The organism is Pseudomonas sp. URIL14HWK12:I12, assembly GCF_003097135.1.
In the GTDB taxonomy this organism is placed as follows: domain Bacteria; phylum Pseudomonadota; class Gammaproteobacteria; order Pseudomonadales; family Pseudomonadaceae; genus Aquipseudomonas.
Map to the genome: position 1 here is coordinate 70894 of NZ_QEQL01000001.1, position 17832 is coordinate 88725.

Sequence of the window (17832 nt, forward strand, 5' to 3'; positions counted from 1 at the left end):
GGGCCGGGCTGGCCTGCAACTGCAGTGCTACCGGCCCAGCGCGTCGAACACACCGTTCGCCTTGAGCGCATCGAATGCCTCGCGCAGGGCTTGTACCGTCTCTGCAGTGCTGCCCTTGCTCATGGCGAACCAGGCCTTTGCAGTGAGTTGGTCAAGCCGAAGCACTGGCACCAAGGGGTGGGCGGGGCCGTTGTTCTGAGCGAAGTAGCGTGCGGCGTCAGCTTCGGCCAAGGGGATGAGGTCTACCTGGCCGTTGAGCAGCTTGCGCGCGTTGTCTTCTGCTGATGCCGACACCACCAGCCGGGTAAAACCCTGGCCGCGCAGGTAGGCTTCGCGGAAGTCATCGCGAACAACACCCAAGGTGTACTGGCGCGCGTCGTCCAGCTTTGAGAGCTGTATGTCGTCACGCCTTTGCAGGCGATAGAGCAGGGTGTGGATCTGCGCGAACTGCCCGATCCATTCGAAGCGGCTCTCCCGTTCACGCGTACGTATCAAGGGAAAAATCAGTACGTCTGGTTCAGCCAAGGCCAGGTCGTAGGCGCGCGCCCAAGGGTACAGGGTGATGCTTCTGGGCAAGCCCGCGCGGGCCAGCAGGGCATCGGCGGCGTCGGTAGCTGGCCCCTTCAGCTCACCGCCCTGGTAATAGCTGTAGGATGACTCTTCGGTGACTACTTGCAGGGGCGCCGCCTGCGTACACAAGCACAGCCAACCCAAGGCAAGCCCCAGCCAGCGGCCCTTCACGAGGCCACCTGATCGCGGCCTGCGGCCTTGGCCCGATACAGGGCCTGATCGGCGCGCTGCAGCAACTGATCGAAGGCTTCCATAGCGGTTGAGTCAAGCTGCGCAATGCCAATGCTCAGGGTGACGTATGGGCCGACAGGGGAGGCGCCATGAGGGATTGCCAGCGCGGCTATGCTCTGGCGCAGGCGCTCGGCGGCCATACGCGCTTGCCCAGTATCGGTCGCAGGCAGAATGATCGCGAATTCTTCTCCACCCAGCCGTGCGCATAGCTTACCTGGGCGGCAGAACAGTGTGCTCATCATCTCGGCGATCGACCTCAGGCACTCATCCCCTTCGCCGTGGCCATAGCGGTCATTGAACGCCTTGAAGTGGTCCACGTCGCACATCAGCACGGTAAGCGGCTGCCCGCTTCGCATCGCGCGGCGGTACTCGGTCTCTTTGATTTCATCGAACCACCGGCGGTTGGCAAGCCCAGTCAGCGGGTCATGGCGCGATAGCCTCTCCAGCCGGGCGTTGGCGGCTTTGAGCTCGGCCGTACGCTCATCGACCAAGGTGGCCAGCTGATCGCGGCTGCGCTCAAGCGCCAGCTCCGCTTCCCGCTGGCCTTCGAGGTAGGTGCCGAGGTTGCCTTGCAGCTGGTTGATGCCATCGCACAGCAGGTCGAGCTCATCATTGCGCGTGCCGAGGCGGTCCAGCCGTACCGGTGTGCCCAAATTGCGGGGGGTCAATTGGCCCAAGTGTCGAGCGATATGACGCACGTGCAACGTCACCAGGCGGTGGAACATGAGGGTGATCAGGCCCGCCAGGGCGACGGACTGGATCAACTGCGTAATGATGATGAACGCAAGCTCGCGCCACAGCCGCTGCCACAGCAACGCCGGGTCGCCTTCAAGCATGAGTGTCCCCACCTGCAAATGCGACTCGGGGTAAGGCATCACCTTCAGCGGCTGCTGTAACAGAGGCGCAGCACCCAACGTTGTGAAGCTTTCGCGCTGACGCACCAGCACCTCATCGCTGCGCCCGGGGCGGGTGATGCGCAGCACAACACGGCCTACGGGCGCCGCCTGCGCCACGTTATCCAGCTGTGCGGCAAGGCTCTCGTTGTCCAGCTCCCATACCGCCTTCGCCAATGGCCCCTCGAACACCTGGTCAACCAGCTCGAGTTCCGTGCGCATGACCTCGACGCCCGAATTCCAAGCAGACCAGGTGCGCAACCCGACCGTGGCCAAGGTGAAGGCCAGGCAAAAGCACAGGGTAGCCACGACCAAGCGGTGGGCCAACGGGCGCTCGCGGTCTCTGGACGCGTGGGTAGGATCATCGTGAGGTGCGGTCAAGGTTCAGAACCACTTCTTTACAATGGCGTCATAGGTGCCGTTCTGGTGCAGACGCTCCAGCGCCTGACGCAATTTTTCGACAGTTTGCACTGGCGTCCCTGGGCTGGCTGCCAAGCTGAAGGCGTCGTGGCCTAAGTCTGGAATCTCGAGTACGGGCATCAGCACCCGCTGAGGATCGTCGCCGGCCTGGCGCACCACCGAGTAGGCGTTGAGCTCATCGGAAATCCACAGGTCGACATGGCCGCGCTTGAGTTTTTCGTAGTTCAGGGCGTAGCGGGCGCTCGATTGCAGGTTCTGCCCGAGGGTAAAGCCATGGGCCTGCAGATACTGTTCCCCGGAATCTTGGTTCACTGTGGCTACCTGATGGGCGCGGCCCTCGGCCAGGTTGTGGAGTTTCACCGGTCGCTCGGTGTGGGCGTACAGATACCATCGCACCGAGACCAGGTTGCCGACCCATTGGAACAGGCGTTCGCGCTCGGGCGTGCGCGACATCGAGTAGATCAGCACGTTATCGACATGTTGAGCCAAGTCGTAGGCCCGAGCCCAAGGGAGCATTTCGAAGTAGCCATCCACTCCTGCCTCCTCAAGTGCAGCCTGTACCAGGTCGGTACACAAGCCTGTGATTTGACCATTCTCGATCATGTTGTAGGGAGGCAACTCTTCGGTCACAACGTTCAACGGGCTGGCGCCGGCACCCAGCGCCGCCAGGCTCATCAAGCAGGCAAGGCTCAGGCGGCGCAACAAGCAAGGCACAAGCATCAAAGGGCGTACCGGAACGAAGGGTTGCGAAGGATGACACAGGGATTATCGGCCGGCCAGCGACGGGCTTTAGCGCCTTCAGAGCTGGTACTTCAGTCCCATCGATAAGGGGGCGGGATGGCGTGGAAGTCATACAACCGAGCGATGACCGAATATGTCGCCACAGCGCAAGACCTTGTCGCACGGGGCTCGTTAAGCTGGGGCGCTTTCGTGTGGCCACTGCCCGTTATTCAAGGCCCACTCAGGCACATGTTCCACGCCCGCCTGGTCAAATAAATCGCCAGCCGGCGGGAACCTATCCAGAAGCATCCATCAAAAAAACAAACCCCCTGGCGGAGTAATTCATCGATGGCGTTCTTCACCGCGGCCAGCAAAGCCGACTTCCAGCATCAACTGAGAGCGGTCCTGGCGCAGCATGTCGGCGACACGGCCTTGCCACAACTGGCTCTGTTCGCCGAACAGTTCTTCGGCATCATTCCCCTCGACGAACTCACCCAGCGTCGCCTCTCGGACCTGGCCGGCTGTACGCTTTCAGCGTGGCGCCTGCTACAGCGTTTCGACCCGGCCGACCCGCAGGTCCGAGTCTACAACCCCGATTATGAGCGCCACGGCTGGCAGTCCACCCACAGTGTGGTCGAAGTGCTGCACAGCGACCTGCCGTTTCTGGTCGATTCGGTGCGCACCGAACTCAACCGCCGGGGCTATAGCATCCACACGCTGCAGACTACCGTGCTGTCGACCCGCCGCAATGCCGCCGGCGAGCTGCTGGAGGTGCTGCCCAAAGGGGAAGCCGGCGAAGGCATCGCCCATGAGTCGTTGATGTATCTGGAAATTGACCGCTGCGCGACTGCTGCGCAGATGGCCACATTGGTCAATGAGCTGCTGAGTGTGCTGGGAGAAGTGCGCGCCGCCGTCGAAGACTTCGAGCCAATGAAGGCGAAAGCCCACGAACTGATGGCGGTGGTTGATGCCACGCCGTTCGCCCGCGTCTCCGAGCAGGAGCGCGCAGAGGTCAAGGAATACCTGCAGTGGTTGCTCGACAACCATTTCACCTTCCTGGGCTACGAAGAATTCGTGGTGCACGCCGACGAACACGGCGGCCAGATGGTGTATGACGAAAGCGCTTTTCTGGGCCTGACTCGCCTGCTGCGCGCCGGGCTGTCAGCCGACGATCTGCGTATCGAAGACTACGCGGTCGCCTACTTGCAGGAGCCAACCCTGCTATCGTTCGCCAAAGCCGCTGCGCCTAGTCGAGTGCACCGCCCGGCGTACCCCGACTATGTATCCATCCGCCAGCTCGACGAGCAAGGCAAGGTGGTGCGCGAATGCCGCTTCATGGGCTTGTATACCTCTTCGGTTTACGCCCAGAGCGTGCATCAGATCCCCTACATCCGCAGCAAGGTCGCTGAAATCGAACGCCGCTCCGGCTTCGACGCCAAAGCTCACTTGGGCAAAGAACTGGCCCAGGCACTGGAAGTGCTGCCGCGTGACGACCTGTTCCAGACCCCGGTCGACGAGCTGTTCACCACGGTCATGGCCATCGTGCAGATCCAGGAGCGCAACAAGATTCGCGTGTTCCTGCGCAAGGACCCCTACGGCCGCTTCTGCTACTGCCTGGCCTATGTACCGCGCGAAGTGTATTCCACCGAAGTGCGGCAAAAGATCCAGCAGGTGCTGATGGAGCGCCTGAAAGCCAGCGATTGCGAGTTCTGGACGTTCTTCTCCGAGTCGGTGCTGGCACGCGTGCAGCTGATTCTGCGCGTAGACCCACAGGTGCGCCTGGAAATCGACCCCGCGCAACTGGAACGCGAGGTAGTGCAGGCCTGCCGCTCCTGGCAGGACGACTACCAGGCACTGGCCGTAGAAAATTTCGGCGAGGCGCAAGGCACCCACTTGCTGGCCGACTTCCCCAAAGGTTTCCCCGCAGGTTATCGCGAGCGCTTCGCGCCGCACTCGGCGGTCGTAGACCTTCAGCACCTGCTCAACTTGAGCGAGCAGCGCCCGCTGGTAATGAGCTTCTACCAACCGCTGGCACAGACCGGCCAGCACTTGCTGCACTGCAAGCTCTATCACGCCGATGCGCCGCTGGCACTTTCCGATGTGCTGCCGATCCTGGAAAACCTCGGCCTGCGCGTGCTGGGTGAGTTCCCGTACCGGCTGCACCATAAGAACGGCCGCGAGTACTGGATTCACGACTTCGCCTTTACCTGCGCCGACAGCCGAGAGCTCGACCTGCAGCAGCTCAACGACACCCTCCAGGATGCCTTCGTGCACATCGTGCGCGGCGACGCCGAAAACGATGCCTTCAACCGCCTCGTGCTCACTGCTGGCCTTCCATGGCGCGACGTGGCGCTGTTGCGCGCCTATGCTCGCTACCTCAAGCAGATCCGCCTGGGCTTCGACCTGGGGTACATCGCCGCCGCGCTGAATAACCACACCGACATCGCCCGGGAACTGACCCGCCTGTTCAAGACGCGCTTCTACCTGGCGCGCAAACTGTCTGCCGACGATCTGGAAGACAAGCAGCAGCGTCTGGAGCAGGCGATCCTGACGGCGCTGGACGACGTTCAGGTGCTTAACGAAGACCGGATCCTGCGCCGCTACCTGGACCTGATCAAGGCCACCCAGCGCACCAACTTCTACCAAACCGACGCAAGCGGCCAGAACAAGAGCTACTTCAGCTTCAAATTCAACCCCCGTGCCATTCCCGAGCTGCCCAAGCCAGTGCCCAAGTTCGAGATATTCGTCTACTCACCACGGGTAGAGGGGGTGCACCTGCGCTTTGGCAATGTCGCCCGGGGTGGGCTGCGCTGGTCGGACCGCGAGGAAGACTTCCGCACCGAGGTGCTGGGCCTGGTCAAGGCGCAGCAGGTGAAGAACTCGGTCATCGTGCCGGTGGGCGCCAAGGGCGGTTTCGTACCGCGCCGGCTGCCAACGGGGGGCAGCCGTGACGAGGTGCAGGCTGAGGCCATCGCTTGCTACCGCACTTTCATCAGCGGTTTGCTCGACATCACAGACAACCTGAAGGAAGGTGAAGTGGTGCCGCCGGCAAACGTCGTGCGCCACGATGCCGATGACCCGTATCTGGTGGTCGCTGCCGACAAAGGCACCGCGACCTTCTCCGACATCGCCAACGGCATCGCCCTCGAATACGGCTTCTGGCTGGGCGACGCCTTTGCTTCCGGTGGCTCTGCCGGCTACGACCACAAAGGCATGGGTATCACCGCCCGCGGCGCGTGGGTCGGCGTACAGCGGCACTTCCGCGAACGCGGCATCGATGTGCAGAAAGACAGCATCAGTGTGGTCGGTGTGGGCGACATGGCGGGCGATGTGTTCGGCAACGGGCTGTTGATGTCCGATAAGCTGCAACTGGTGGCTGCATTCAACCACCTGCACATTTTCATTGACCCTAACCCGGAACCGGCTGCGAGTTTCGCGGAGCGTCAGCGACTGTTCAATCTGCCCCGGTCGTCATGGTCCGACTACGACAGCCGGTTGATCTCCGAAGGTGGCGGGATTTTCCTGCGCAGCGCCAAGAGCATCGCCATCAGCCCGGCGATGAAGGCTCGTTTCGACATCCAGGCAGATCGCCTGACGCCCACCGAGCTGCTCAATGCGTTGCTTAAAGCGCCGGTCGACCTGCTCTGGAACGGTGGCATCGGGACCTACGTCAAGGCGAGCGAAGAAAGCCATGCCGATGTAGGCGACAAGGCTAACGACGCTCTGCGGGTCAATGGCGACGAGCTGCGCTGCAAAGTGGTAGGCGAGGGCGGCAACCTGGGGATGACTCAGCTCGGTCGGGTGGAATTCGGCCTCAACGGTGGCGCTACCAACACCGACTTCATCGACAATGCCGGGGGCGTTGACTGCTCCGACCACGAAGTGAACATCAAGATTCTGCTCAACGAGGCCGTCGCCGCAGGCGACATGACCGAGAAGCAGCGTAACCAGTTGCTGGGCAGCATGACCGACGAAGTCGCTCACCTGGTGCTGGGCAACAACTACAAGCAGACCCAGGCGCTCTCCCTGGCAGTGCGCCGTGCTCACGAGGGCCTGGCCGAGTACCGCCGGTTGATGATCGACCTTGAAGGGCGCGGCAAGCTTGACCGTGCGATCGAGTTCCTGCCCAGCGAGGAGGCGCTGTCCGAGCGCCTGGCCGCCGGGCAGGGCCTGACCAGGGCCGAGCTGTGCGTGTTGATCTCCTACGCCAAGATCGATCTCAAGGAAAGCCTGCTGGCCTCGGCGGTGCCCGATGACGATTACCTGGCACGCGACATGGAAACCGCGTTCCCGCCGAGCCTGGCCGCGCCGTATCGCGAAGCGATGCGTCGTCATCGCCTGAAGCGCGAAATCGTCAGTACCCAGATTGCGAACGATCTGGTCAACAATATGGGCATTACCTTCGTACAGCGGCTGAAGGAGTCGACCGGGATGACGGCGGCCGATGTGGCCGGTGCCTACGTGGTGGTGCGGGACATCTTCCACTTGCCGCACTGGTTCCGCCAGATCGAGGCGCTGGACTACCAGGTACCGGCAGAGGTGCAGCTCAGGCTGATGGAGGAGCTCATGCGCCTGGGCCGCCGTGCCACCCGCTGGTTCTTGCGCAACCGCCGTACCGACCAGAACCCCGCGCGTGACGTGGCTCACTTCGGCCCCCACCTGGCGTCGCTTGGGCTCAAACTCAATGAGTTGCTCGAAGGCCCAACCCGCGAACTGTGGGAGAGCCGTTACACCGCGTATGTCGAAGCCGGTGTGCCGGAGTTGCTGGCGCGCATGGTCGCAGGCACGAGCCACCTGTACACGCTGCTGCCGATCATTGAAGCGTCGGACGTTACCGGCCAGGAAGCTGCGCAGGTGGCCAAGGCCTATTTCGCCATGGGCAGCGCATTGGACCTGAACTGGTACCTGGCGCAGATCAGCGGCCTGCCAGTGAAAACCAACTGGCAAGCCCTTGCCCGTGAGGCGTTCCGCGATGACCTGGACCTGCAACAGCGCGCGATCACCATTGCTGCCCTGCAGATGCCGGATGCCCCGGAGCAGACCGACGAGCGCGTGGCTCTGTGGCTCGACCAGCACCGCCTGCACGTTGAACGCTGGCGCGCCATGCTCGACGACATTCGCGCTGCCACCGGCACGGACTACGCAATGTATGCCGTGGCTAACCGGGAGTTGGCCGACCTGGCCCTGAGCCCTGCGGTGATGCCAGCCGGCTGAACCCTGCGGTGTTATCCCACCGTGTGGCGCTGAGTTGCTCCGCACGGTGGCTATAGTCGCAGCACGCCGGCCTCCCACTGTCTATTTCAAGCCGATGGCTAGGAGTATTCAGTGGGAGGGCGGCTTGCCGCGCGACACGCCATGGCAATGCCCGCCTTTGAGCCACCCTTACACGCGCCCTGCGACGCGCACCGCCTGTGGCCGCGGCTTACGCTGGCGCTGCCAGGCCAGCCCCACGCCAACGGCAAGTATCGCGGCCAGCACCGCTGAGCTGCCTACCGTGCCCAAATCCAAGCCACCCTGAGCCAGAGGCTTGGTCAGAACATCACCCAACGTTGCGCCGAACGGCCGTGTCAACACGAAAGCCGCCCAAAACAGCAGCACCGGGCTGACGCGGGTACGCAGGTGCAGAATCACGATCACACCCAGCGCAGCCGCAATCAGCGCTGCCCCGCCCGCGAAGCCCAGCCCTGAGTCGTCAGCAAGAAAATCCCCGAGCGCGGTGCCCAGGGTGTTGGACACCAGAATCGCCAGCCAGTAGAACAATTGGCCCTGAAAGGTGCGCACTCGCTCCACCGACAGCGACCCCTCCGCGAGGTACCACAGCACCAGCACGGTTCCCAGCAGGCCGATCAAGACGGCCGAGCCTGTGGCATAGCCCAGCCCGAGGCTGCGGTCCATGAAGTCCGACAGGGTAGTGCCGGCGGTGCTCGTCGACAGGATCACCAGCCAGTACAACGCAGGGTGGTAACGGCGGCTGGCCAATTGGCCGGTGAGGGTGGTGACAAATACGCTGAGCAGAATGATCGAGCTGGCAGCGTAACCCAGGGCAAGGGTCATCGACAGAAGGTCCCCGGCGGTTTCACCCAGGGTGGTGGCACAGATTTTCATGACCCAGAAGGCCAAGGTGATGCGAGGCAGATTGTTCATGATCAAGGGCTCGGGAAGGCAATGCCCGCATGGATTGGCGGGATAGCACAAAGCCTGCATCAGCCCTGGTGTGGGGTTCGTTGGCCGGATGTGAAAACCGGGTCAGAGCACCATGAGCTTGTAACCCAGCCCGTGGATGGTATGCAGGAGCGGGGCTTCGAACGGTTTGTCCAGCTCCCGGCGCAACATGTGAATGTTGCTCTTGAGAATGTCACTGCCGGGCACATTGCGCCCCCACACGGCTTCCTCCAGCTCGCGCTTGCGTACCACTGCCGGGCTCTTGCGCATTAACACCTCGAGCAGGCGAAGGCCGGTCGGTGTCAACCTTACCGGCTCGCCGCCACGGGTCACCTCCAGGGTATCGAGGTCGTAGCGCAAATCGCCCACTTGCAGCACTTGCGGGTTGCTGCCCCGCCGGCGGGCCACGATCGACTCCAGGCGCGCCAGTACTTCGGCAAGGGCAAAAGGCTTGACCACGTAGTCGTCGGCGCCGGCGTCGAAGCCGGTGAGCCGGTCGTGGAGCTCGTCACGGGCGGTGAGCATGATGATCGCGGTGGTGGAACGGGCGTGTTCTCGCAAGCTACGGCAGATGTGATAGCCGTCTACACCCGGCAGCATCACGTCGAGAATGATCGCATCGAAAGGCTTGGAGGCTGCCAGGTGCAGGCCGGTCAGCCCGTCGAGCGCGCCTTCGACTTCGTGGCCTTTGAGTTTGAAGAAATCGACAATGTTGTCGTGGATATCACGGTTGTCTTCGACGATCAGAATGTTCATGCAAGGCCATGGTGGAGGCTGTAGACGCGCGCAGGCTAAGGGGCATGCCGTCACGTCACGGTCAATCATTGGTCAAAATTCCGTGATAGAGGTGCTGATCGTACAAGTGCCTGGCGTTGCTATATGATGGCGGCCATCTTTGCAAATCATCGAGCCAGCCCCTTTGCCCATCGATAGCCCTGGCCTAGCCCGCCGCCGCCCCCGTAGCCTGGCCCAAAGCCTGGTGGAGGAGATGTCGCGGCAGATCGAACGCGGTGACTTGCAGCCGGGTGACAAGCTCCCAAGCGAAGTGGAGCTGATGGAAGTCGGTGGGGTAAGCCGCTCGGTGGTTCGTGATGCACTCTCTCGCCTGCAAGTGGCGGGGCTGGTCGAAACCCGCCGCGGGATCGGCACCTTCGTGCTCAACACCCCAGGCAATGCGGTAGCACGCCTTGAGCCGTCTTCAATCGTGACCGTGCAGGATGTGGCGGCGATCCTCGATGTGCGTATGAGCTTCGAGGTCGAGGCGGCCGGCCTTGCCGCGCTGCGCCGCACCGACGCGCAGCTGGTGAATCTGCGCGAAGCGCTGCAGCGTTTCGAACGTGCGAGCGATACCGGTGGCTCGCTGGTTTCGGATTTTCAGTTTCACCTGCGTATCGCCCAGGCCACCAACAACCGCTACTTCATCGAGATCGCCACGCATTTTGGCACCAGCATGTTTCCCAGGGCTCGGCTCAACAGCGCCGCAATCGCTCGCCTCGACCGCCAGCAGACCCACGATCGCCTGGTGCGCGAGCACGAACATGTCTGCAACGCGATCGCGCGCCAAGACTACGACGCGGCACGGGCAGCGATGCGCGTGCACCTGTCCAACAGCCGTGCACGGGTGATGAAGTCTCATCCGCTCACCGCTGAATGAAGAACTCCCTTACGGTTTGCGACTCTTAACGATGTGCATTCAGCCAGAGCCCAGGAGCGGTGCTTGATGAGCCTTTCAGACACATTTCCCTTGCAGGCCGAAAACCGCCGCCTCGAGGCGGAACTGGTCGGCGCGCGGGACGCGCTGGAGGCGACTCAGGTGCATTACCGCAGCTTGTTCGCGCAAATGGACTCAGGCTTCTGCCTGATTCGCATGCGCTTCGCCGAGGATGGCCGCGCCGAGGATTACTGCTTCGTTGAAACCAACGCCTCATTCGAGCGCCACACCGGGCTTGCCAATGTTACCGGCCGCTGGATGCGCGAACTGGCACCCAACCATGAGCAGCATTGGTTCGATGTGTATGGGGAGATCGCCCGAACGGGCCAGTCGCAACGTTTTGTCGACCATGCTCATGCGCTGTGTCGCTGGTTTGAAGTGAGCGCGGCCCGGGTGAGCGAAGCGGGCGGCGATCTGGTTGCGGTACTGTTCACCGACATCACCGCGCAGTTTCTTTCCGAGCAGGCGCTGCGGCTCAGCGATCGGCTGGCCGAGCTGACCGAGGCGCAAGCGATGGCGTTCGAGGCTGCGACCACGCTCGCCCAATGGTTGGGCCTGCACCGTGCCGGGTATTGCGTATACGACGCTGCCGGTGAGGTGCTCGAGGTCAACCGTGACTGGTATTGCGAGGGGCTGCACAGCCTGGCAGGGCGACATCGGCCAGAAGCGTTTGGAGACTTCCTCGATGCCTTGCGCGCCGGTGAAGTGGTGGTGGTTGACGATGTGACCCGGGATTCCCGCATTACCGATGTGCCACGGCTGGTTGGAGATGGTATTGGGGCGTTCATCAGTTATCCGTTGGTAGAGCGCGGGCAGCTGATGGCAGTGATGTACGTGGCCACGGGTGAGCCGCGTACCTGGAGCCAGGAGCAGATGGGCTTCATCCGCGAGGTCGCGCTGCGCACCCATGGCGCCATGCAGCGGTGTTTTGCCGAGCAGCAACTGCGCGAGCTCAACGCAACGCTGGAGGAGACGGTGCGCGAGCGCACAGCGGCGCTGGTGAGGTCAGAAGAACAATTACGCCAGTCTCAGAAGATGGAGGCGGTGGGCCAGCTTACGGGCGGGATCGCGCACGATTTCAACAACCTGCTCACCGGGATCTCCGGGAGCCTCGAGATGCTCCAGGCGCGGCTGGCTCAGGGTCGCATGCAGGGCATAGAGCGCTATATGGAAACCGCCCAGGTCGCAGCGCGAAGAGCGGCGGCACTGACGCACCGGCTGCTGGCGTTCGCCCGCCGCCAGACCTTGGACCCCCGGCCCACCGATCTCAATACCCTGGTTGCAGGGATGGAGGAGCTGATTCGCAGGACAATGGGCCCGGCGGTGGAGATCGAGATCCATCTGCAGCAACCTCTCTGGGCCGCACGGGTAGATGCCCATCAGCTTGAAAATGCCTTGCTCAACTTGTGCATCAATGCCCGCGATGCGATGCCCGAAGGGGGCAAGCTATGGATAGAAACCTGCCACGCCAGCCCACCAGAAGACGGCGAGGGCCCGCCGGGTGACTATGTTGCATTATGTGTTCGCGACAGCGGCAGCGGTATGGCTGCAGATGTACTGAACCGCGCCTTCGAGCCATTTTTCACGACCAAAGCCCTGGGCATGGGCACAGGGTTGGGTTTGTCGATGATCTACGGGTTCACCCGCCAGTCCGGGGGCAAAGCACATATCGAGTCGACGCCGGAGGTTGGTACGGCGGTATGGCTTTACCTGCCGCGTGATGCGGGCGAGGCTAGCGCCCCTGATGCCATGCCTCACGCACCCGTCACGCACACCGGGCGAGGCCAGACAGTGCTGGTGGTCGATGACGAGGCCAGTATCCGTGGCCTTGTAAGCGAAGTTCTTGATCAGTCGGGGTACGTCACGGTAGAGGCGTGCGATGGGGCATCCGGCCTGCGGATACTTGAGTCCAACCTGCCGGTCGACCTGCTGATCACCGACGTTGGCATGCCTGGCGGCATGAGCGGCCCGCAGATGGTGGCCCTTGCCCGGAAAGTGAGGCCGCAGCTGAAGGTGCTGTTCATTACCGGCTACGCCGAACAGGCCCTGACGGTCGACGGGCCGCTGGGGGAGGGTATGTACAGCATGAGCAAGCCCTTCTCGTTGCAGTCGCTGAACGAGCGAATCCGCGAGCTGCTGCAGGGCTGAGCCCCCCTATCCATTGGTCTAGACACCTCGGCCTTGGCAGGCTGGCCTTGGCTGGCCTACACTGCCGGTGACAATAAAAAAAACATGACGGGGTGCATCATGATTGATTACAGAACCGAACACCGTTGCCTGCTGTGTGAAGTCGCCTCCAAACGTCTCTGGGTCCGTGCAAGGCCGGGGCGCACGGTGCAAGCCTTGATCCTTGCAGGGTTCCTGACCATCGAAGAAGCTGCCGACAGCGTGGGAACGCCCCAGCGTTACCTACAGTTGACCGCAGCCGGCCACCGCTATCTGGGAGGTTTGTGGTACTGAGCCGGGCAGCTTCAACTGCCACCGCCACGGGCCCGCGCCAACGCGGGCCCTGCCTGCTTCAGCGTTGGGCCATTGCCGCATTGCCATCCGCTACCTGCCAACCGCCCCCCAAGGCTTTGTAGATCGCCACGATGCCATGGTAGAGGTCTTCCTCGGCGCTGGCCTGGGCATCCTCGGCAGCAAGCTGTTCACGTTGCGCGTCGAGCAATACCAGATAGTCCACGCTGCCTTCGCGGTAGCGCACTTCTGCCAGATCTGCCGCCTTGCGGCTGGCTTCGCTCTGGCGGATCAGCGCGAGCAGGCGCTGTTGGCGCTTGCCGTAGTCGCTGAAGGCATCTTCAGACTCTTCCAATGCTTCCAGCACTTGCTGTTCATAGCTGGCGAGCGCGCCTTCGGCATCGGCCTTGGCACCGCGGATCCGCGCACGCACGCTGCCCAGGTCGAACGCGGCCCAGGTGATGGTGGGCGTAAGGGTCCAGGCTTGCGCGGCGCTGGCACCGATCTGGGAGCCACGGCCGGCGGTGAAGCCTAGAAAACCATCCAGGCTTACCCGCGGGAACAAGTCGGCAGTCTGTACACCCACAGTGGCCGTGGCCGCCGCAAGCCGGCGTTCCGCGGCCCGCACATCAGGGCGGCGGCGCAACAGTTCGCCTGGGTCGCCGATGGGCAGGGCTTTGGCGATAGCCGGCAGAGCCTTGGGCGAAAGGTCCACGGCGAGTTGCTCTGGGCGCTGGCCCAGGAGGGTCGCGATACGGTTTCTGGCGCGAGTTTGCTCGGCTTGAAGCTGCGGAATACTCGCCTCTACACCCGCCAGGCGCGCATCGGCACGTACTACGTCCAGCTCATTGCCTACACCGTTGTCGCGCAAGGTGATGGTGATCTTGCGCGTAGCCTGTTGGGTGTCGAGGTTCTGCGCCGCGATCTTCTCGCGCAGCTGGGCCCCGCGCAATTGGCCATAGGCATCGACCAACTCGGCGATCATGCTCACCTTCAACTGTTGCAGATCGGCCAAGGCGGCATCTTCCTGGGCATCGGCCGCTTCCAACTCACGGCGGATACGCCCAAACAGGTCCAGCTCCCAGGCCATGTCCAAGCCTGCGTCGTAGCGTTCGATATTGGTGCGGTGATCACTGAAGCCTGGGTTCTGCGCACGGCCCAGGTTGCTGCTGGCGCGGCCGGTGACCACCGGCAGCTCGTCGTTGGCGCGGTCGTCGCGGATCGCTCGCGCAGCCTTGTAGCGAGCGAAGGCCACTCGCAGGTCGCGGTTGCCGTCCATTGCCTGGCTGACCAACTGGTTCAGAACCGGATCGTCGAATTGCTGCCACCATTGGCTCTGGAAGCGTGAAGCGTCGTAGGCCGCACTGGCGGCGCCGGCAGCGTTCACCTGCGCAGGCGCGGTGACCGGCGCGTGGTAGTCCGGGCCTACGGCGCACGCCGCCAGGGCCAGGGCCAGCAACGAGGGCGTGAAAGGTTTGCTCAGGTTCATGCAGGCACCTCGGTGTTCGGTTCAGCCGCCTTGCGTGCTTGCCGGCGCTCGACTGAACGGCGGATGAGGAAGAAGAAAACAGGTGTGAGCAGCAGCCCGAAGAAGGTCACCCCGAGCATCCCGGAGAACACCGCGACCCCCATGGCATGGCGCATCTCGGCGCCGGCACCGGAGGAGAGCACCAGTGGCACCACGCCCATGATGAAGGCGAAACTGGTCATCAGGATCGGCCGCAGACGCAACCGGCAGGCCTCCAATACCGCATCGATCACGCTCAACCCTTCTTCTTGTTTGTCCTTGGCGAACTCCACGATCAGGATCGCGTTCTTGCACGCCAGGCCCACCAGCACGATCAGGCCAATCTGGGTGAAGATGTTGTTGTCGCTGCCCGAGAGCATCACCCCGGTGATGGCCGAAAGCAGGGTCATCGGCACGATCAGGATCACCGCCAGCGGCAGGCTCCAGCTTTCGTATTGCGCCGCCAGCACCAGGAAGGCCAGCAACACGCAGAGCGGGAAGACGAACAGCGCGGTATTGCCGGAAAGAATCTGCTGGTAGGTCAGCTCCGTCCATTCATAGGTCATGCCGTTAGGCAACTCCTGGGCCAGCAGCTTCTGTACTGCAGCCTGGGCTTGGCCGGTGCTGTAGCCGGGGGCCGGGGCGCCGTTGATCTCGGCGGTCACGAAACCGTTGTAGTGCATCACGCGGTCCGGGCCTGCGGTGTCGGTCACTTTCAGCAACGTTGCCAGGGGGATCATCTCGCCACGGTTGTTGCGCACCTTAAGCTGGCCGATCTGGTCCGCTTCCAGGCGGTATTGCTGGTCGGCCTGGACGTTGACCTGGTAAGTACGGCCAAAACGGTTGAAATCGTTGGCATAGAGCGAGCCCAGGTACACCTGCAGAGTGTCGAAGATGTCGCTGATCGGTACGCCAAGGGTTTTGGCCTTGTCACGGTCGATATTGGCATCCACCTGCGGCACGTTCACGGTGTAGCTGGTGAATAGCCCCGCCAGCTCAGGCACGCTGCGGCTTTTGTTGATGATGTTCTGGGTTTCCTTGAACAGCGCGTCATAGCCGAGGTTGCCGCGGTCTTCGATCTGCAGGCGGAAGCCCCCGATGGTGCCCAGCCCCATCACCGGCGGCGGTGGGAAAATCGCCATGTAGGCGTCCTGGATCGCGCCGAACTTGCCGTTGAGCGCACCAGCGATAGCACCGGCCGAGAGGTTCGCGCCCTTGCGTTCGTCGAAGGGTTTGAGGGTCACGAAGACGATGCCGTTGTTCGGGCTGTTGGTGAAACCATTGATCGACAGGCCCGGGAAGGCTACCGCGCTTTCTACGCCCGGTTCTTTCAGGGCGATATCGGACATGCGCTTGATGACGTCTTCGGTTCGGTCGAGGCTGGAAGCGTCTGGCAGTTGGGCGAAGGCGACCAGGTATTGCTTGTCCTGAGTCGGCACGAAGCCGGTCGGGGTGTTTGCAAAGCCCAGGTACGAAAGGCCTATCAGCCCGCCGTAAACCAACAGGGCGATACCGCTGCCGCGCAGTACCTTGCGCACTGTCGCCACATAACCATGGCTGGCGCGTTCGAACATGCGGTTGAACGGGCGGAACAGCCACCCACCGAGCAGGCGTTCGAGCAACCGCGAAAAACGGTCTTTCGGTGCGTCGTGGCCGCGCAGCAGCACCGCTGCCAAGGCTGGTGAGAGGGTCAGCGAGTTGAACGCCGAGATCACCGTGGAAATGGCAATGGTCAACGCGAACTGCTTATAGAACTGCCCGGTAAGGCCGGAGATGAATGCAGCGGGCACGAACACCGCGCACAGCACCAGTGCCGTCGCGATGATCGGCCCGGTCACTTCCTTCATGGCACGCTGGGTGGCCGCTACCGGCTCCAACCCCAGCTCGATGTTACGCTCTACGTTCTCGACCACCACGATGGCGTCGTCCACCACGATGCCGATCGCCAGCACCAGCCCGAACAGGCTCAGGGCATTGAGGGAGAAGCCGAACAGGTGCATCACTGCGAAGGTACCGATCAGCGATACCGGCACCGCAGCCAGCGGAATGATCGATGCGCGCCAGGTTTGCAGGAACAGCACCACCACCAGCACCACCAGAATCAGCGCTTCGAACAAGGTGTGCACCACCGCTTCGATCGAGCCGCGCACGAAGATGGTCGGGTCGTAGACGATGCTGTAGTCCATGCCTTCGGGGAACGCCTTCTTAAGCTCGGCCATCTTGGCGCGCACTTGGTTGGAGATCTCGATGGCGTTGGAGCCCGGCCGCTGGAAGATCGGCAACGCCACTGCCGGTTGGTTGTTGAGCAGCGAGCGCAATGCGTATTGGCTGGACCCCAGCTCCACTCGAGCGATGTCGCGCAGGCGGGTGATCTGGCCGTCCTCGCCGGCACGAATGATGATGTTCTCGAACTCTTCTTCGTTGACCAGGCGCCCTTGGGTATTGATCGCCATCTGGAAGCTGGTGGCATTGGGTGCGGGCGGGGCGCCCAGCTGGCCGGCGGCGACCTGGCGGTTCTGTTCGCGGATGGCATTGACCACATCGGTGGCCGTCAAGCCGCGGGAGGCGACCTTGTTGGGGTCCAGCCATACGCGCAGGGAATAGTCGCCCATGCCGAACAGCTGCACGTCGCCCACGCCGCTGAGCTTGGCGAGCTCGTCTTTTACGTTGAGCACGGCGTAGTTGGACAGGTAGAGCATGTTGTAGCGGTTATCGGGTGAGGTCAGGTGCACCACCATGGTCAGGTCCGGGGAGGCCTTGTCCACGGTAATGCCCAGCCGCGTTACTTCTTCGGGCAGCTTGGGCTCGGTGCGGGTCACCCGGTTCTGCACCTGCACCTGGGCGTTGTCCAGGTCGGTGCCCAGGGCGAAGGTGATGGTCAGCGTCAGCTTGCCGTCGGCAGTCGCCTGGCTGGACATGTACAGCATGTTCTCGACGCCAGTGATCGCCTGCTCCAACGGCGAGGCGACGGTTTCGCCGATCACCTTGGGGTTGGCACCGGGGAAGTTGGCGCGCACCACCACCGTGGGCGGCACCACTTCGGGGTATTCGCTGATCGGCAGCTGGAACAGCGATATAGCGCCGCCGATCAGGATCAGCAGCGACAGCACAGCGGCGAAGATCGGCCGCCGGATGAAGAACTGGGAAAAGCTCATGACAGG

Annotated in this window: 11 protein-coding genes; 4 read left to right on the top strand and 7 right to left on the bottom strand. The window is 62.7% G+C overall.

From position 1 onward, the window contains the following. Nucleotides 1-27: 27 nt before the first annotated feature. The 3 genes from F474_RS00320 to F474_RS00330 are packed head-to-tail and all read right to left on the bottom strand — an operon-like array spanning nt 28 to nt 2834. Nucleotides 28-741, bottom strand: coding sequence for an ABC transporter substrate-binding protein (locus tag F474_RS00320; protein WP_097086323.1), 714 nt, complete (start codon nt 739-741; stop codon nt 28-30). Then, nucleotides 738-2075: a diguanylate cyclase domain-containing protein gene (locus F474_RS00325; protein ID WP_218191663.1), complete on the bottom strand. Its 1338-nt coding sequence runs from the start codon at nt 2073-2075 to the stop codon at nt 738-740. Before F474_RS00325 ends, F474_RS00320 begins: the two co-directional genes overlap by 4 nt. Nucleotides 2076-2078: 3 nt before the next feature. Further along, nucleotides 2079-2834, bottom strand: coding sequence for an ABC transporter substrate-binding protein (locus F474_RS00330; protein WP_097086325.1), 756 nt, complete (start codon nt 2832-2834; stop codon nt 2079-2081). 348 nt (nt 2835-3182) lie between these two features. Here F474_RS00330 and F474_RS00335 point away from each other — a divergent pair, with 348 nt between their 5' ends. Next, the gene (locus F474_RS00335) at nt 3183-8048 is read left to right on the top strand and encodes an NAD-glutamate dehydrogenase (RefSeq protein ID WP_097086327.1); all 4866 of its coding nucleotides are present in this window, start codon (nt 3183-3185) and stop codon (nt 8046-8048) included. A gap of 168 nt (nt 8049-8216) precedes the next feature. Here F474_RS00335 and F474_RS00340 read toward each other — a convergent pair whose 3' ends face one another. Next, the gene (locus tag F474_RS00340) at nt 8217-8978 is read right to left on the bottom strand and encodes a hypothetical protein (RefSeq protein WP_097086329.1); all 762 of its coding nucleotides are present in this window, start codon (nt 8976-8978) and stop codon (nt 8217-8219) included. A 102-nt stretch (nt 8979-9080) separates the two neighbouring features. Continuing rightward, a complete protein-coding gene (locus F474_RS00345; protein ID WP_097086331.1) occupies nt 9081-9752 on the bottom strand; it encodes a response regulator transcription factor in 672 nt (223 codons plus the stop codon). Between the two features lie 148 nt (nt 9753-9900). Between F474_RS00345 and F474_RS00350 the strand changes: the two genes are divergently transcribed. From F474_RS00350 to F474_RS00360, 3 genes are all read left to right on the top strand, one after another. Further along, the gene (locus F474_RS00350; RefSeq protein ID WP_256577804.1) at nt 9901-10650 is read left to right on the top strand and encodes a FadR/GntR family transcriptional regulator; all 750 of its coding nucleotides are present in this window, start codon (nt 9901-9903) and stop codon (nt 10648-10650) included. Between the two features lie 66 nt (nt 10651-10716). Then, nucleotides 10717-12855, top strand: a complete 2139-nt coding sequence (locus F474_RS22785; protein WP_097086333.1) for an ATP-binding protein — start codon at nt 10717-10719, stop codon at nt 12853-12855. Between the two features lie 99 nt (nt 12856-12954). After that, nucleotides 12955-13167 carry a hypothetical protein gene (locus tag F474_RS00360; protein ID WP_125483353.1) on the top strand — a complete coding sequence of 71 codons (213 nt, stop codon included), beginning with the start codon at nt 12955-12957 and terminating at the stop codon, nt 13165-13167. Between the two features lie 58 nt (nt 13168-13225). On the opposite strand, the gene F474_RS00365 is transcribed toward F474_RS00360, so the two are convergent. Together F474_RS00365 and F474_RS00370 are read right to left on the bottom strand one after the other, a co-directional pair. Beyond that, nucleotides 13226-14653 carry an efflux transporter outer membrane subunit gene (locus F474_RS00365; protein ID WP_097086336.1) on the bottom strand — a complete coding sequence of 476 codons (1428 nt, stop codon included), beginning with the start codon at nt 14651-14653 and terminating at the stop codon, nt 13226-13228. After that, nucleotides 14650-17826 (bottom strand): efflux RND transporter permease subunit, encoded by a 3177-nt coding sequence (locus F474_RS00370; protein ID WP_097086338.1) that lies wholly within the window; start codon nt 17824-17826, stop codon nt 14650-14652. Before F474_RS00370 ends, F474_RS00365 begins: the two co-directional genes overlap by 4 nt. Between the last annotated feature and the right edge of the window lie 6 nt (nt 17827-17832).

Bases quoted from the DNA above. Each gene is read 5' to 3' on its own strand.
- F474_RS00330 (WP_097086325.1), bottom strand. From the start codon at position 2,834: ATGCTTGTGCCTTGCTTGTTGCGCCGCCTGAGCCTTGCCTGCTTGATG.
- F474_RS00335 (WP_097086327.1), top strand. From the start codon at position 3,183: ATGGCGTTCTTCACCGCGGCCAGCAAAGCCGACTTCCAGCATCAACTG.
- F474_RS00340 (WP_097086329.1), bottom strand. From the start codon at position 8,978: ATGAACAATCTGCCTCGCATCACCTTGGCCTTCTGGGTCATGAAAATC.
- F474_RS00345 (WP_097086331.1), bottom strand. From the start codon at position 9,752: ATGAACATTCTGATCGTCGAAGACAACCGTGATATCCACGACAACATT.
- F474_RS22785 (WP_097086333.1), top strand. From the start codon at position 10,717: ATGAGCCTTTCAGACACATTTCCCTTGCAGGCCGAAAACCGCCGCCTC.
- F474_RS00360 (WP_125483353.1), top strand. From the start codon at position 12,955: ATGATTGATTACAGAACCGAACACCGTTGCCTGCTGTGTGAAGTCGCC.
- F474_RS00365 (WP_097086336.1), bottom strand. From the start codon at position 14,653: ATGAACCTGAGCAAACCTTTCACGCCCTCGTTGCTGGCCCTGGCCCTG.
- F474_RS00370 (WP_097086338.1), bottom strand. From the start codon at position 17,826: ATGAGCTTTTCCCAGTTCTTCATCCGGCGGCCGATCTTCGCCGCTGTG.